11 protein-coding genes are annotated in these 15858 nt (G+C 42.1%); 9 read left to right on the plus strand and 2 right to left on the minus strand.

Annotated features, from left to right (window positions below):
• Positions 1 to 218 precede the first annotated feature (218 nt).
• Positions 219 to 1739: a bifunctional phosphoribosylaminoimidazolecarboxamide formyltransferase/IMP cyclohydrolase gene (gene purH, locus NLP_RS25320; RefSeq protein ID WP_104908735.1), complete on the minus strand. Its 1521-nt coding sequence runs from the start codon at positions 1737 to 1739 to the stop codon at positions 219 to 221.
• Between the two features lie 876 nt (positions 1740 to 2615).
• Here purH and NLP_RS25325 point away from each other — a divergent pair.
• From NLP_RS25325 to coaBC, 5 genes are all read left to right on the plus strand, one after another.
• A complete protein-coding gene (locus tag NLP_RS25325) occupies positions 2616 to 2909 on the plus strand; it encodes a M10 family metallopeptidase C-terminal domain-containing protein (RefSeq protein WP_104908736.1) in 294 nt (97 codons plus the stop codon).
• A 2-nt stretch (positions 2910 to 2911) separates the two neighbouring features.
• Positions 2912 to 3595 carry a calcium-binding protein gene (locus NLP_RS25330; RefSeq protein WP_234017062.1) on the plus strand — a complete coding sequence of 228 codons (684 nt, stop codon included), beginning with the start codon at positions 2912 to 2914 and terminating at the stop codon, positions 3593 to 3595.
• A gap of 434 nt (positions 3596 to 4029) precedes the next feature.
• Positions 4030 to 4635 carry an alpha/beta hydrolase gene (locus NLP_RS25335; protein ID WP_442946674.1) on the plus strand — a complete coding sequence of 202 codons (606 nt, stop codon included), beginning with the start codon at positions 4030 to 4032 and terminating at the stop codon, positions 4633 to 4635.
• A 155-nt stretch (positions 4636 to 4790) separates the two neighbouring features.
• Complete coding sequence (gene isiD, locus NLP_RS25340; protein ID WP_104908739.1) at positions 4791 to 5003, plus strand: protein IsiD; 213 nt, start codon at positions 4791 to 4793, stop codon at positions 5001 to 5003.
• Between the two features lie 116 nt (positions 5004 to 5119).
• Positions 5120 to 6331 (plus strand): bifunctional phosphopantothenoylcysteine decarboxylase/phosphopantothenate--cysteine ligase CoaBC, encoded by a 1212-nt coding sequence (gene coaBC / locus NLP_RS25345; RefSeq protein ID WP_104910033.1) that lies wholly within the window; start codon positions 5120 to 5122, stop codon positions 6329 to 6331.
• Positions 6332 to 6475: 144 nt separating this feature from the next.
• On the opposite strand, the gene NLP_RS33590 is transcribed toward coaBC, so the two are convergent.
• Positions 6476 to 6712 carry a hypothetical protein gene (locus NLP_RS33590; protein ID WP_158680528.1) on the minus strand — a complete coding sequence of 79 codons (237 nt, stop codon included), beginning with the start codon at positions 6710 to 6712 and terminating at the stop codon, positions 6476 to 6478.
• A gap of 4 nt (positions 6713 to 6716) precedes the next feature.
• Here NLP_RS33590 and NLP_RS25350 point away from each other — a divergent pair, with 4 nt between their 5' ends.
• From NLP_RS25350 to NLP_RS25365, 4 genes are all read left to right on the plus strand, one after another.
• Entirely contained in the window at positions 6717 to 7439 is a 723-nt protein-coding gene (locus tag NLP_RS25350; protein ID WP_234017063.1) for a lipoate--protein ligase family protein, read from the plus strand.
• 187 nt (positions 7440 to 7626) lie between these two features.
• Positions 7627 to 9144 (plus strand): restriction endonuclease-related protein, encoded by a 1518-nt coding sequence (locus NLP_RS25355; RefSeq protein WP_104908740.1) that lies wholly within the window; start codon positions 7627 to 7629, stop codon positions 9142 to 9144.
• The gene (locus NLP_RS25360; RefSeq protein WP_104908741.1) at positions 9128 to 12565 is read left to right on the plus strand and encodes a hypothetical protein; all 3438 of its coding nucleotides are present in this window, start codon (positions 9128 to 9130) and stop codon (positions 12563 to 12565) included. The genes NLP_RS25355 and NLP_RS25360 overlap by 17 nt, the downstream gene beginning before the upstream one ends.
• Before the next feature lie 2 nt (positions 12566 to 12567).
• On the plus strand, positions 12568 to 15726 hold the full coding sequence (locus NLP_RS25365; RefSeq protein WP_104908742.1) for an RNaseH domain-containing protein: 3159 nt from the start codon (positions 12568 to 12570) through the stop codon (positions 15724 to 15726).
• Positions 15727 to 15858 lie beyond the last annotated feature (132 nt).

Below are 15858 nucleotides of genomic sequence, written 5' to 3' on the forward strand. Positions count from 1 at the left end.
TCAAAGGTCAAGTATATTGACTAAGACTTTCAAAACTGTACAAGCGATCTAATTTCTGCCCAATTAAAAAGCGCCTGGGAGTGTTGCCGTGTTTCCACCCCAGGCGCTTTTTATTTTTAACTTGCTCCTCACACACGACTTTAATATATCACCGCTTCTATCAAAGGGTAAGTAAATTATGTGACACTTTAAAAACTGCACACCTTACAACCAATAATTTAGTGTAAAAAGTGACGTACACCAGTTAAGACCATCAGCAAACCGAGTTCGTTAGCAGCAATGATAGAATCTTTATCGCGCAAACTTCCTCCTGGTTGGACAATGGCTGTAATTCCTGCTGCTGCGGCTGTTTTGACTGAATCATCAAAGGGGAAAAATCCATCGCTGGCGAGAGTTGCACCTTTGGCTTTTTCTTGAGCTTGTTCTAGAGCTATTTTAACTGAGCCGACGCGATTCATTTGACCAGCACCTACTCCTAGTGTAGTGCGATCGCTAGTTACAACAATGGCATTAGATTTAACGTGTTTACAGACTTTCCAAGCAAACAGCAATTCGGCTAATTCGTCGGGTGTGGGTTGACGTTCGGTGACAATTTGCCATTGACTGGTGTCAGCAATCACGTCATCACTAGCTTGGACAAGGAAACCACCTGCGATCGCTTTCACTGTATCCTTAGGGCCACTGCTCAAATCAGCTAGAGTCAAAACCCGCACGTTGGATTTTTTGGCCAGGATTTCTTGAGCTTCTGCATCACAATTTGGTGCAACCACACATTCTAAAAATGTTTTGGTTAACTCGCTAGCTGTAGCCGCATCTATCGGGCGGTTGAGTGCAACAATCCCACCAAAGGCGGAAGTAGAATCAGCATTGAAAGCTTTATGGTACGCTTCTGAAATACTGCTTCCCAATGCCGTACCACAGGGATTTGTATGTTTAATTATCGTTGCGGCTGGAGTATCAGTGAACTCAGCAATAATTCGGCGTGCGGCTTCTAAATCAACTAAGTTATTGTAACTAAGTTCTTTGCCTTGAAGTTTTGTCGCAGATGTCCATCCTGTTGGGGTAGTACCAGTTTGATACCAGACGGCGGGTTGATGGGGGTTTTCGCCGTAACGCAGAGATTGTAATTGTGTACCGCTAAGAGTGTACTGCTGTGCTTGGGCGAGGTAAGATGCGATCGCGCGATCGTAACTAGCAGTATGCGAAAACCCTTTTAATGCCGCCTTTTGCCGAAACTCTAAGGATGCGTCGCCGTTATTTTGCCGCAATTCCTGTAAATACTCGTCATACTGTGCCGGATCGCATAATACAGCCAGATGGGCGAAGTTTTTTGATGATGCCCGTAGCATTGCTGGCCCACCAATATCAATCTGTTCAACCGCTTGGGATAATGTTACCCCTGGTTTAGCGATCGTTTCCTCAAAAGGATATAGATTCACCACCACTAAATCAATCGGGCGAATTTGGTTATTTTCTAGTTCTGTAATATCTTGGGGAACATCTCGCCGCGCCAAAATTCCGCCATGAATCCGGGGATGCAGCGTTTTGACTCGGCCACCTAAAATTTCTGGTGAGCCTGTATAATCTGCAACTTTGGTAACAGGGAGTCCTGCATCTTTGAGTGCTTGGGCTGTTCCCCCACTGCTGATTAAATCAAAGTCAAATTCTTCAACCAAGCTACGGGCTAGGTCAATTAAACCAGTTTTGTTAGATACACTCAGCAGGGCTAGACGCGCCATTGATCAATTCCTTAAAAGTAGGCTGGAAGTGAAGGATCTCAAGTTTTGCATAAGCCTTGGTTCACTTCAAGAGTATTAGGAATTATTCTGAGATAGGATAGTGGCGTGACAACAAAAGGAGTTGGACAGGTTCTCCGTACCTCCGTTAACATTGAATAGTCTGGGCTAGCAAGAAGAAAAAGGTAGATAACTACTTAGTGATATGACATTTCACTTGTGCTTGGATTACTTTTAAACCCATTTTGGTTTTCGGATAAGCTCTCAATGTATATATTTATCAGTAAATAATATGAAGAGTATGCAAAGATTTTTATTGAAATATAGACATCTAAGTAAATATTTGGTATACATTTATTATGGGGTTAGATTAGATATTTCCTATTTTCAAGCTAAACATCTACGAGCAATAACCCAGAAGAGGACATAAAGATTCTCTATCCTCTGCTCTGTCAAGTGTTCCCTATTTTTCAAGCTATTCAAGACTTACGCATTGACAAACCAACTAAATTATGGGCTGTGGTTTTCAGGCATTCAAGCTTGATTTTTATACTAATTTTCAGAGGTACTTACGGTTTTTACCGACCTACGCTACTGATGAAAGATCATTGAAATACTCCTGAAACTAGTTTTCTTCTGAATCCACAGGCTCATGAATTTGTACAATGCCTAAGACTGAGATAGTCCGAGATAGTTAGATAAGTGCTACGTAAAAGCCAGTCAAAGGAGAATCTTCAGAGAAAAATTCGTAACCCTCAAGGGTGACATAAAAGAATGTCGAAACGTCAACATTTGGCGGATTTTTGCGCGTTCACACAGCACTAACTACAACTTGAGAACTTAATTTACTCAAAAAATCAATTCAGGTAGGAAAAAGTTATGGCAAATATCATTGGAATCGAAGGGAATGATACCCTAGTGGGCACTAACAGTGCAGATACGATTAATGGTAATGGTGACAATGTTTACTCAATTTATCAGGACAACGATCTTCTGACTGGTGGCGGTGGCAAGGATAAATTTATCTACAACTTAAGCAATCCTGACTCTAATAGCAACATCGATACTATTACTGATTTCGGTGGCGTGGGTAAGGGCATAACTCCCTCAGCAGCAGTTATTGCTGAAGTGGATACCATCCAATTCGGCGATGGTTTTACTGCCCTGATTTGATTGTGGGGAGCAATGGCAACGATACGATAATAGGAAACTATACTTTCTATGTCGGGCACTTTGGAGATGAGAGCGTTGAGGTTATTGATGGCAATGACACAATAGATGGGGGCGCAGATGACGATTTGTTGATCGTCCATAACGGCATTGGTAGGGAGGGAATCACTTCGACTTTCAATGCCACCACTAACACTGGCTCAATTACGGCGGGGACAAATGGGGTTATCTACAAGAGTATCGAACGATTAGATATCGAAGGTACAGAGTACGATGATTTGATTGTGGGGGGCAATGGGGATGATACTCTCAACGGTGATGGTGGCAATGATATCCTCATAGGTGGCAACGGTAATGATAGTCTAATTGGAGGATCTGGTGCTGATACCTTTGCTTTCAATAGTTTCAATGAAGGCATTGATAAACTAGATGATTTCAACACTACTAATGAACTGATTCGGGTATCAGCTGCTGGTTTTGGTGGCGGATTATCAGCAGGTTCACTTCAGAAAAATCAGTTTACGATCGGAGCATCTGCAACCACTAGTACTCAGCGATTTATTTACAACGATGTTACAGGTGCATTGTTCTTTGATCGAGATGGCAGTGCGAGTGCCTTTACTCAGGTACAATTTGGACAACTTTCGAGTGGGTTGTCACTAACCAAAAACAATTTTGTGGTTGTTTAATCGTGATTAGCACTCTATCACTCTAAGCACAGAAAGTAGAAAACGGTCGGATTGCGAGGTCTCTAAAATAGCAACTCGCATCCGATTTATCAATGTAATTATAGCTAGCGATCGCGTGTGGAGTTCTTTACCAGAGAGAGTTTGTAAACAATATTGCTACTCCCGTCCTAAAAACATTCGGGTGCGAAAAACTACAGAAGCCTCATTGGCTGGCTTTAAAATAAAGTCTTCTTGGCGCATCATGATTCCACCACTATCATCGGTGTGAATTGCGGTTAACTCAAAACTGCCGATTTGTGTTTTCCATAAATTACTTGACGACGTAGGTATTCTTTAGGCAAGCAGCAAATACTGTTAAATACTAAGTCTGCTATAAGAGATACGATCTATGTACAAAAGTAGAATTTAGGAGTAAACCTCTGTCTTTACAAGCTATCACCGTTCCCACAGCAACTTCTCAACCCGCCGCAGGCTTAATTGTCACTTTGCATGGTTGGGGTGCTAACGCTGAGGATGTAGCATCTTTGTTACCCTTGATCGATTTACCTGATTACCAGTTTGTATTGCCTAATGCACCTTATCCTTATCCCTATTCCCCTATAGGGAGGGCATGGTATGACCTGCGGGTAGAAAATATGTATCAAGGGTTGGCAGAAAGCCGGCAACTGCTAACAGATTTCTTGGAATCTTTAGAAAGTACCACTGGCATACCTTTGTCACGTACCATTTTGAGTGGATTTTCTCAAGGCGGAGCAATGACTTTAGATGTCGGCTCAAAATTGCCCTTAGCAGGTTTAGTTGTCATGAGCGGGTATTTACATCCTGATGCAGTAATGGCAAATCAAAAAGGGATTGCGCCGACTTTAATCACTCATGGTAAATATGATGAAGTTGTGCCCCTACAAGCTGCTTTGAAGGCACGAGAAACTCTAAAGTCTCTAGGAGTGGCAGTAGAATACCACGAATTTGATATGGGGCATGAAATAGATCCAAAAACGTTAGAGGTGCTACGAAATTTCGTTGTAAATACAATTGCTTAGTCAGCATTACGAATTTTTTATAAATTCTGGTACAAATTCTGACAATTTTCACGAACTTAATGACCTCTAATGAGTAATATATATTGGGTGGCTGCGAAAGAGCGCAACTTAACCCATGCTGAAGGCGAGTGCTGCATAAGGGAGGGGCAAACATTATGACAACTCTAAGCATTTCCCAAAAAGAAATTGCTGCCATGAACGCAGTAGAAGTAGAAGAACTAGCTACACGTCTGGAACTGGATAATTATAGTAATGCTTTTGAGGGTTTAAATGATTGGCATCTATTGCGAGCGATCGCATTTCAGCGTCCAGAGTTAGTTGAACCCTATATCTACCTCTTAGACTTGGAACCCTACGATGAAGCGTAGTTGAGGTTGAAAGTTAGGAGAGACGCGATTAATTGCGTCTGTAGAGGAATTAGGAGTTGGAAATTATTATTCGTAACTACTTGCTCCTAAGTTACTACTTACTCCTAACTTTTACCATGACTAATCCAAAATTGAACAAGGTTCTAATTGGTGTAGGTGGGGGTATCGCCGCCTACAAAATCTGTGAATTGGTTTCGACGCTGTTTAAAACCGGGGTGGAAGTCCGAGTCATCCTTACCCATTCGGCGCAAGAATTTATCACGCCTCTGACTTTATCAACCCTATCTCGTCATCGCGCCTACACAGATGATGATTTTTGGCAACCAACTCACTCTCGTCCGTTGCATATTGAGTTGGGTGAATGGGCAGATGTCATGGTAATTGCCCCTTTGACAGCTAATACATTAGCAAAGTTAGCCTACGGAATGGCGGATAATTTACTCACAAATACCGTGCTGGCTTCTACTTGTCCCGTGCTGTTAGCACCCGCAATGAATACTGATATGTGGGAACAGCAATCGGTACAACGGAATTGGCAACAGCTATTGATAGATAGTCGATATCATGGAATGAGTACAGCATCAGGGTTATTAGCGTGCGATCGCATCGGTGCTGGTAGATTAGCAGAACCTCCAGAAATTTTGGCTCACATCCAATCCTTGTTACACACTCAAGGCAAACGAGATTTAGTAGGTAAACGAGTCTTAATTAGCGCTGGGGGAACGCGAGAGTATCTGGACCCAGTGAGGTTTATTGGTAATCCTTCCACAGGTAAAATGGGATTGGCGCTATCGCAAGCAGCATTTCACCGAGGTGCAAGTGTCACCCTGGTACATGGCCCGGCTAATTGGGATGTGCCATTGGGAGTACAAGCAATTCCCGTTGTTAGTGCCGACGAAATGCAGCACGCTATGGTGGAATGTTTACCCAACGCTGATGTAATTGTCATGTCAGCAGCCGTGGCAGATGTGAAACCACGAGATTATAGTACAGAGAAATTGCCCAAGCGATCGCTCCCCCAAGCTTTACCTTTAGAACCCGTACCAGATATAGTCGCCCAATTAGCACAACAGAAACAACCACATCAAATATTAATTGGTTTTGCAGCACAAACTGGAGATATTGTCAAACCTGCATTAGAAAAGTTACACAGTAAAAAACTCGATGCTATTGTTGCCAATCCCATCGATCGAGCTGATAGTGGTTTTGGTAGCGATAATAATCAAGCGATATTTTTAGATAGCCAAAGAAATCAATTGGAAATTGCACCTTGTTCTAAATTAGAAATGGCACATCAATTATTTGATTTTGTCATTACGGAATTTTAGATTTTAAATTTTGGATTGAAAATAAAATAGGGATGATTCTTGTGGAGTGGGCATCCAGAGCGCCCATAAATACAAGGGATAGGTCGAAAAGTCCATCCGAAAAAACTAGCAAAACATCCCGCTTTCTTTGCAATGAGCGATCCTTCACTCGTGGCTAATCAGAATAAGTTGGTAACAAACAAAACCATAGCCAGTAACAGAGCGATCGCAGAACGGATTGCGTACTGAAAGATTGTTTTGATGAAATTCATAAACAGATTTTTCCTGATAATCTGAAATAAAAGTATCATTAAATACTGATATGAGAATGTCAATATATTTCCACAGTCCGAAACTGATGAAACAACTAGCAACCGAATCATCACCCACCTGGCGTTTCATCCCAATGCTTCAGACATCAGGAGCAGTGCAAATGGCGATCGATGCTTGGTTGTTCAACCAATGCGAAAACGGACAACATCCGCCTACCTTGCGTTTTTATACTTGGTATCCCTATGCTCTCTCCTTGGGATATCTGCAAAAACAATGGCCTGTCGAGTGGCATAATCTGATTTACCAGGGACAGCCACTCGATCTAGTTCGTCGTCCAACCGGAGGTAGAGCTGTTCTCCACCAAGGGAACTTAACCTACGCTCTAATCACCTCAGCTAGTACTGGAAAAAGCTGGGGTACTTATGAAAAAATCTGTAACTTTTTGATCCAAGGCTGGCAAATCTTGGGTATTGAGTTAAATTATGGTTCTGCTGGACGGGGTTACATTCACAATCCCAGTTGCTTTAATACAGCAACAGCAGCTGACTTAGTTACTGCCGATAGAAGTAAATTTATTGGTAGCGCCCAACGCAAGGGAAGAAATACTATTCTTCAACACGGCTCGATGATTTTGTCTACAGACAAAGGTTTATTTGAGGAAATCTTTGAACAATCGGCTCCGTGGAATACCTCACTTTGCAACACACACCAAGAGGACGGATGGATTGCAAAGATTGTGGATACATTGACAGAAACGGCAAAACAGTACTTTGGCATAGAACTAGTTACCCAACCATTCACCGATCTCGAATGGCAAGATATCCTCAAATTGCGATCGCTGTATGAAGTGCGTTAGCGTAGCTCACCGTAGGTATCGCCTATTCCAAAACTTGAGGTTATGTAGGAAATACGTAGAAAACCAAAGTTTGTTGTAAGTAAAATCGCTGTACAGCGTAGTTTTGCAGTATAAATAAAAAGTTTACATTTTAATTTACATCATTTAGTGTAAACATATTAAAATGTAATTTGTATTATACATAGCCATGTACTTTGAGGACGTGCGTGAGTGGCAGGGAACTGCGGAGGCTCTGACAAAGGAGCTAAAATGCCAGATTAAACACCTTGAACTGTCTATAGAATCACCTGGTCTTCGTACCATTCGCTCGTGGAGAACAAAACAACTTTTATCACAACCCAAAGGACAAGAATTTGGATTTCGGCAGATTTTGGAGGGATTGGCAACTGCCCTCCTATTGAAGAAAGGTTGGACACTTGCAGCAATTACTCAAGTTTTGCCTTCTTTTCCTGAAGATGCTTTAGAGAGGCAAATTATTGCAGAGGCTCAAGGACATCATCCCAGATGGCTACCTGCAATTTCAGCAACCTCTTTGCCTTTACATACAGGACACCGCCCAGCGATGGATCTGGCTGAAGATGCTGTGGTGTTACTTGCTCAGGGAATTCTTCGCCAATACGATCGGGTTCTCCCAGGTCGAGAAATTGTGCGCCAAGACGATAGTATGCTGCCACCTGAACTCTATCAAGCAATGTGCAAATTGGGTCGTCTATATATTGAAGAAGGACAAAGCGATCGCGCTGCCTGCGTGCATACTGTTTTAGATAACGCGCGATACTCTCTTGGTTGCGATCGTTGGCAGTTAGGGGTTTTTAACCAATCAGACTTTCGCTTTTCTAACGTTACCTTAATCGATCCAGATTTACGAGTACCTACTTCAGACTGTGCAGAGATTGCCAATCTGAGCGGGGCTTTTGGCGAAGATAATGTGATTGAGCATCGGTTATATACTGACTTATGCCAAGCAACTGAACGACTAGGCGGCCGTCGCCAACACAAAGCTTACACCGCTCTGCGGGAGTTATTTGGCAGGTACTCTCTGATAGGAGAACGGCAACTATTAGACTACTTGCTTGAAAATGACTTGACCCCTTTACAGGGAATGATTATTGAGAAATTCTTCGACTCAGTACCAGATATCTGGCTAGTTGATGGACTAGCACATCGCTGCGCCCACTGTGGCACACTGATGCGATCGCATCCCAACAAAAAACTTTTTTCACAAGGGCGCTGTCCAATTCGCCAGTGCATTGGCCACAACTCGCCAAAAGTATCTGAAAAACTAGATCCCAATGATATTTTACGAATTGCCAAGCCGCAAATTCTCATGTACTGGACAGGCCCAGCAATTGACGAATTAGCCATATTTGATATAGCCGGACAAAATAAGCTCAATGCTGAACTTTACCCGGAGTCTGATTTATGCGATGTGGCAATTAACGAACGGGCAATTGGAATTGATGCCAAATCTTACACAAGTCCTGTGACTCTGGCTTTGCGTCTCAATCGTAGTATTGGCGGGCTGATTCACTATCGCCGCCGCATTCTTGCTGTGAGCGATCGCTTAATTGAGGATAACCTAAGCTACATTTCTACTCTCATCTCAACATTAGATAAAAAGGGTGATCCCGCCAGTTTAGAAGTTATGTCGGTTTCCTCTGTAATTGATTTTTTAAAGAAGATGCCTTATGCGAACCAAACCTGATTTTTGGAAAGGTATAGACCGAATTTGCTGGCTTTGCGTCTTAATGGAGGAATTTATTGATACTAATTCACTGGAGTATGCACCAGTCATTATGTCAGGCATGGCCAGCATTTTAAATGCACCTGCATTAGAGCAAGCCCGTCAAGCTATTTTCAATATGCGGCAGATGTCCCTGACTTTTGTTACACGGCAGTCAGTTCAACACGCAATTGCTCTCTATAACAATCATCATTACTGCAACCACACTAAAGGAGCGTATGAGATTGATACCGAAACACTGCACTTCAAAAGAACAGATCCTTTAGAAGATTCTCAAATTACACAAGCGCGTCAAATTTTAAGTGCCCCTTTATCATACGATTCGTATGGTTTTACATTTGCCGATCCTCGTCAGGCGATGGCGGTTGCGTTAGGTGAAGAGTCAACCGCCGTGAAGTTAGACATCCCTCGTATAAATGCCCCGATTGCTGCACGTCGTACACATTCTCTCAACCGCCAACCAAGAGGAAAGATTCGCATTCCCCTAAGTGAATTGCGCGATCTGGCTATTGAGATGGACGAGCGTGAAAAGCAAGATCCTGAGCGACGAGCAGGTAGCTGGCAAAAACGCTTTGAACGCTTTGACCTCATGGTATCGGAGGCTGGAAAAGGTCTGCGGAAAGAAGATGATGTTCTGGAATTAGAAGACATCAAGCACTTAATTGGTTTGCCAGGGTCAGGTAAAACAACCATCCTCGTGCTGATAGCTATCTGGCTGGGACTAAATGACTATAAAGCCATGTTTGTGTTTCCCTCCATTGAAGTTGCTAGACAGTACATGGCTGAACTGGCATTTCATCAGGTGAAAGTCGGAATGCTTGTCGGTCAAAGTGATGAAACTCGCCGTCGTCATGCAGATAATATTGCTGAGGCGATTGCCGCCGGCACGCTTTCAGCGAACGCAACACGAGGTAATGGTGGCTTTGCCTACACCTTAGAACAGGCAGAAGTTTTTGGTATGAACTGCGTCCTACCAGCCTTTTCAACTGCTGATATGTCTCTGTGGGGCTTTGGTTACGCACCTTGCAACGAGATATTGCAAGGCGGGGGGAAACAGGGAAAGATGAAGAAATGCCTGTGTCCTTTATGGACCATGTGCGGTCGAAACAAAGCACCGCGAGATTTGTTGGGTGCTAATATTTGGGTTGGTCATGTGCGATCGCTCGATACTCAAATATCACCTCATGCGATTCAGGAACAAGTACGATATTTTGAGTTAATTGCCCGTACCTTCGACGTAGTTGTTTTCGACGAAGGCGACATGGTGCAATCAGTGTTAGATGGTTATGGGGCAGCAACCTTAAGTATTTCAGGCTCAGAGCGATCCATTCATCGGGTAATTCTAGAACAAATCCATAACCGCTTTGCTCGTGGCGAGAACTATCGATTATTTGATCGGGATGTAGAACTTTATAGTCGTGACTTGTCAGAATTTGGCAACCATAATACTTCCTTAATTACCACCCTTCAGAATATGTCTAAGTCGCGGGTGGGAGAACGCTACGAAAATCAATTGCTAACTGTATTACGGATTGTTAGCGAACTATTGAATACTTTAAAGAAATCCTCTCAGCAGGATGACATTGATGAACAAGAAGCCACACTAGGTTTTAGCAAAAGTCGGGCGCTGACTGAATTTTGGGAAGCGGCAGCATATAACGCCTTCTATGATCGCACAGGTGTGGAGAACCCTCAATACTTTAAAGCAGATTTGTGGCCTCGGATTTTAGGCTATAACCGTAAAACCCTTGAAAAGCAATGGAAAACTCTCATTAGTCATTTCCGCCGTTACCTGGCTGAAAATCTGATTAAGCGACGTGATGCGATCGTAGAAGAAATTGCGGAATTATTTCTCAAGCTCTGTTTTCCAAATCATTTACCAACAATAGAAGCAGAAGATTTGGCTAAATTACTTATAACTGTTACTTTCGTAATTGTGGGCTACCAGCGAATTGTACCAGGAACTAGAACGATGGTTGCAGAGGGATTCATTCGTGAAACCATTGGGGAGTCAACTGCATCACCAGAACTGAGAAAATTTATTCCAGAAAGCATTTTAGGTTCCTTTTCTGGGGTGCAATACAGTTTTTCCAAAGCACAAACAACACGCACCGCCGCTAGAAATGTGCAATTGTCCTACATTACATTTGTTGGTGCGCCGCGAATGTTAATGCATCGCTTTCATCAGTTGTTAGAGGCAGATGATGGACATCCAAGCCCAGCCGTTTTAATTACCTCGGCAACTTCATTTTTAGAAGCTAGTCCCGCTTATCATATTAATGCTGGTCCGCATTATTTACTAAAACCGCGTCAGTCAGAATATAAACCAGAACAGAGCGTTTATCGTTTCAAATGGTTTCCAGATAGTGAACGTGGTGATCAACCCCTCAAATATAGTGGCGCTGGCGAACTTCAAAACCATAATCTTAAGCGGATGGTGAATGCTCTTGTGCGCGGAGGAATTACTAAATCTGAAATTTACAAGTCCATGCGTCATTTTGATGTAAAGTTTGGTATTCGCCGCAAAGCCGCTTTAGTTGTCAATAGTTACGATCAGGCTCGCACAATCAAGAAGTATATCAATGACTATCATCCTGAAGTTGGGCAGCATACAAAGGCAATTGTTAAATCCCTCAGAGATGGAGAACAACCGCAGGATTTTATCACCTCTGCTCAGTGTGAGGCATTAGGAGACGATGAAAACTGTGATATTTTAATTTTTCCCATGTTGGCAATTAATCGAGGTGTGAACATCGTTTTCACCAAAGGGGATAGGAAGCTAGATGCCGCAATTGGCTCGATTTACTTCCTGACTCGTCCTCATCCTACCAAGGATGATATGCGGCTATTGTACAGCTTGGCAGGACGGGCAACACAAGAATTTGATAGTCGAGTTTTTAGTGAAACAGAAGATTTAAATGCGATCGCAACTTCTTGGCAGCAATCAAGAAAAGACCTTTGGCGAACTGCCAATAGATTATTACGTGAACCTTTAATGGCTAGCCGTTTAGGCCCTGAACTGTTCAAATCATTTACAGCTAATCAAATGGTTGCTATTTTGCAAACAATTGGGCGCGGGATGCGGAATGGATGCCCAGTATCAGTTTACTTTGTGGATGCAGCTTGGGCTAAAAAATCAGCAGAAGATAAACCCGATTCTGGGCGAGATAGTATGCTGGTGCAGATGCGAATCATTTTAGAAGAATGTGTCAACCACCCCGAGCCTGTAATTCGGGAAATTTATCAAGAACTTTACGGCGCATTTCTAGCACCTTTACAACGTATTGAAGGAGTAATTTACCCTGATGAACTAGCTAATTTCCAAGATTTTACAGATGAAGAAGATGGTTTCAATGATTTTTCAACACTATTGGAGATGTAAAAATGAGCGACAATTTTTATGATAAAATTGAACTTGAAGAAGATTTATCTGAAGAATACGAAGACGAAGAAACTGACGGTAATTTAGTTTCAAATACCTTTTATATTCAGCAAGGACAAATCAAGTTAATCAAGCAATTTCCCTTAGCTTTCACTGTACCTGATGATCTGCGTCCAATTATAGTCGAGGGTTTTACTCTTGCTTGGACAAAGGCAGCTTCGTTAGATTTTGCAGATATTCAAAAAGGAACTAATGTCAAAAATCTACCCTATGCCTCATTTCGAGGATTTCTAGAGGTAGTACTAAAAAATGCAGCGCGAATTGAACCAGATGTAGGTCTTACGAAGTTCGCATTGAATAATGCTAAAAGGGGACATGATCCAGAACCTTTTGTTTACCTAAATGGTGGGAATGAAGAAGATATCAATCAAATGCTTCGCCCAGTTATTAACGAGTGGTTTACAAATCATCTAAGGCCTTTTGCAATAAAAGAAGACATATCAACCAATATTATTGACCGCTTGCAAGATTTACAGGAAAGAGGAGAACTTCTGAAAATTTCTCCATTTAAATCTCAAGTATTCCCTTGGAATTGGTCTAAACAGACAGGTACAACTCAGCCAAAAGATTTAACAGATAAATATGCCTATCGTGCGATAGTAGATTACGTAGCTCGTCAAATTGCAGGACAGGAGATTTTTCCAGAGTTAGGGCCGATAAAACGGATTATTTCCAGCGATTCTGGGATTGTAGAATTGATGACCGATCCGATCTCCTTACCTGACACAAAAGGGAAATTCAGTTTTGTGGTGAGCTTGGAAGTTGTGACTTATCCTTATTTGCCTCAACCTTTGATGAAAGTTGAGGTTTCCAAACGTCGCTGGTTTACTCAGTTAAAAGATCCTAAATATGATCGTAGGAATATTAGCGGTTTCATATTTTCTCAAGACTATCCCGATCGCGCCTTTAGCTATCGAGTAAAATGTGAACAAGATAAAAATAACAAACATGGTAAAAATAACAAGCAAGAGAAGAAAAACTGGATTTGGGTGACAGATACAGATTTTGAAATCCTGCGGAGAGAATTGAAACTGCCTCTGGAATCTTTTAATGGGCAAGAAATTGCTTTGGGCAAAGCCTCTACTGATAGCTGTAAGGTAGTTCTTACTTACCGTAATGGACTTCAAGATAATTCAGAAGAAGACGAAGAAAGTTCAGAAAAATACGGTATTGAAACAGGTGTACCAGAAATTGATAAATTAGATGCGTTTGAAGCGATCGCTAAAATTATTAACCCATTAGGAATCAAAATATTCGATGGTTACACAAAAGTACCATCCAAGCACAAACTAGATGATACAGCATCGCGTATGATTAATCTTCCTACACTGCTTGGTGGTGTTTTGGAAGCTCTCGAAACAAATTCCAACTTGGAGTTTACCGCAAAATACCTCGAACAACTCAACGACAATCAAATTAATGACTTGCTAAGTAAACACTTTGGTATCCGTTTAGAAGAGATTGAGTGGGGAAGAAAAGCTTTTCAATTTAATAGATTTACGCCGAATCAAACGAATGATCTCCAAACTATCATTCAGGCAAACCAAGCAGCGATGCAGCGACTATATCCTAATGAGCAACCGAGACTGTTTATATTTTATGAAGCTGATTTGGAGACAGAAGCAAAGCTATTGCAGAAAATTACTAAAGTTTTGTGGGGAAACACACTCGAAATTCTTATTAATCGCTTGCCAGCAAATACTCACGGGCCACGAGAGGTTTTACCTGGTAAAGATTTGAAAAATAAGGAGCGATCGCCTCAGCGAATTAAAGCATGGGATTCCACTGCAAAACAGATTGAAGACCCGAATAAGCCAACTTTCTCCTTGATAATGGCACGGCAGTTTTACGCAGATCCTACTGGTCAAAACACTGTTAAACATGACGATAAGGTTAATAAACCTTCAACCCGCCAAGCACTTGCAAATGTTGGTAGTGGTGTTCAGTTTCTTCTACCCATTGCAAAGACACGGAAAACAAAGCATCTCAAACTCGCAGATTTCTTCCATCGGATGCAGTCGGCTCTGAAAGATTTGTTCTCGGCTCATTCTGGTCGGATTGATGGTGTAAAAGAAAAAGTTGACAAGTACTTGCAAAATATCCCACCAGAAGCTAGACCAAAAGAAATTTTAGGGGTCACAATCGTCCGTAAACAAAGGGGTCGCGCTCGTGGTGTTATTGAGAATACATTTTTAGCAGTGGTAATGCGCCTCAATGTAGATACAGGAAAATGTGAGCTTTGCTGTGCTTACGAGAAAGGAAATTTAGTAATCAGCCCGTGGTTTAGCTTTCCTGATGCACTAGCTTTTATTGCCCAACTTACTCCAATCAAACTAGCTAATGATAAAGCTGTACGCAAGACTCAATTCATGAAATTTGTAAAACAAATTGTTTCTAACTCTGTGGAAGAAGGGATGCAACCATTGGTTATGATTGATTCTTCCAACTGTGTCCAATTATGGTCTTGGCTCAAAGATGAGGAAATAAATACTAATCAAATTAACCTTGGCCAGCAGCATCAATATATGCAGGATGAATGGCAAGGCGCACGTCTAATTCGTATTCGCCAAGAACTCGCCCCTGGAATTATTGAGAAAAAAGCCAGACATTTAATAGAGACTTCTTTAGAAGATACCAGAACTAAAGAAGAGCTAAACAAACTGCCGCCTACGCTTAAAATTCCTTCAGCTTCTAGTTCGACTGGGTTATTCCGACTCAGCGCCACTAAGCAAACTGGATGTGTGGCTTATCTATCTGTGGCACGTGAAGCACCACATCAATATCCACGCGGGCAAAGTTGTTATCGTTCAACCCAGACCCTAGCCAACAAAGCTGGGTTAAAGATAAGTCAACTCTCTACAAAAGTTCCATTTGTGGGTCGCTGGCCTTCTCCAAACCCCCTTGAGATTGTTGTTACCTTACGTCAACCAGAAGATAATCCTGATGATCTAGCTGCCCTTGTAGAGTCACTGCGCTATGGCTTTGGTCACTACAGCGATTGGACAGGTTTGCCTGCTCCCCTATTTTTTGAGCGTGTTGTACGGGATTACATCAGTGATTTTGCGATCGCAGACGAAGATATTGAATCGGAGCAAGATTAAATATTTTGCCAGTGAAGAAAGAGGCTACTAATAAATTTACAACTTGGAGTCCTATATTATTTGCAATCAAACTCGCACAAAGATGACTGTTAGAATGCATCTCGATGCATTGACATTGTAAGGGGATGCATT

The organism is Nostoc sp. 'Lobaria pulmonaria (5183) cyanobiont' (assembly GCF_002949795.1).
Classification (GTDB): domain Bacteria; phylum Cyanobacteriota; class Cyanobacteriia; order Cyanobacteriales; family Nostocaceae; genus Nostoc.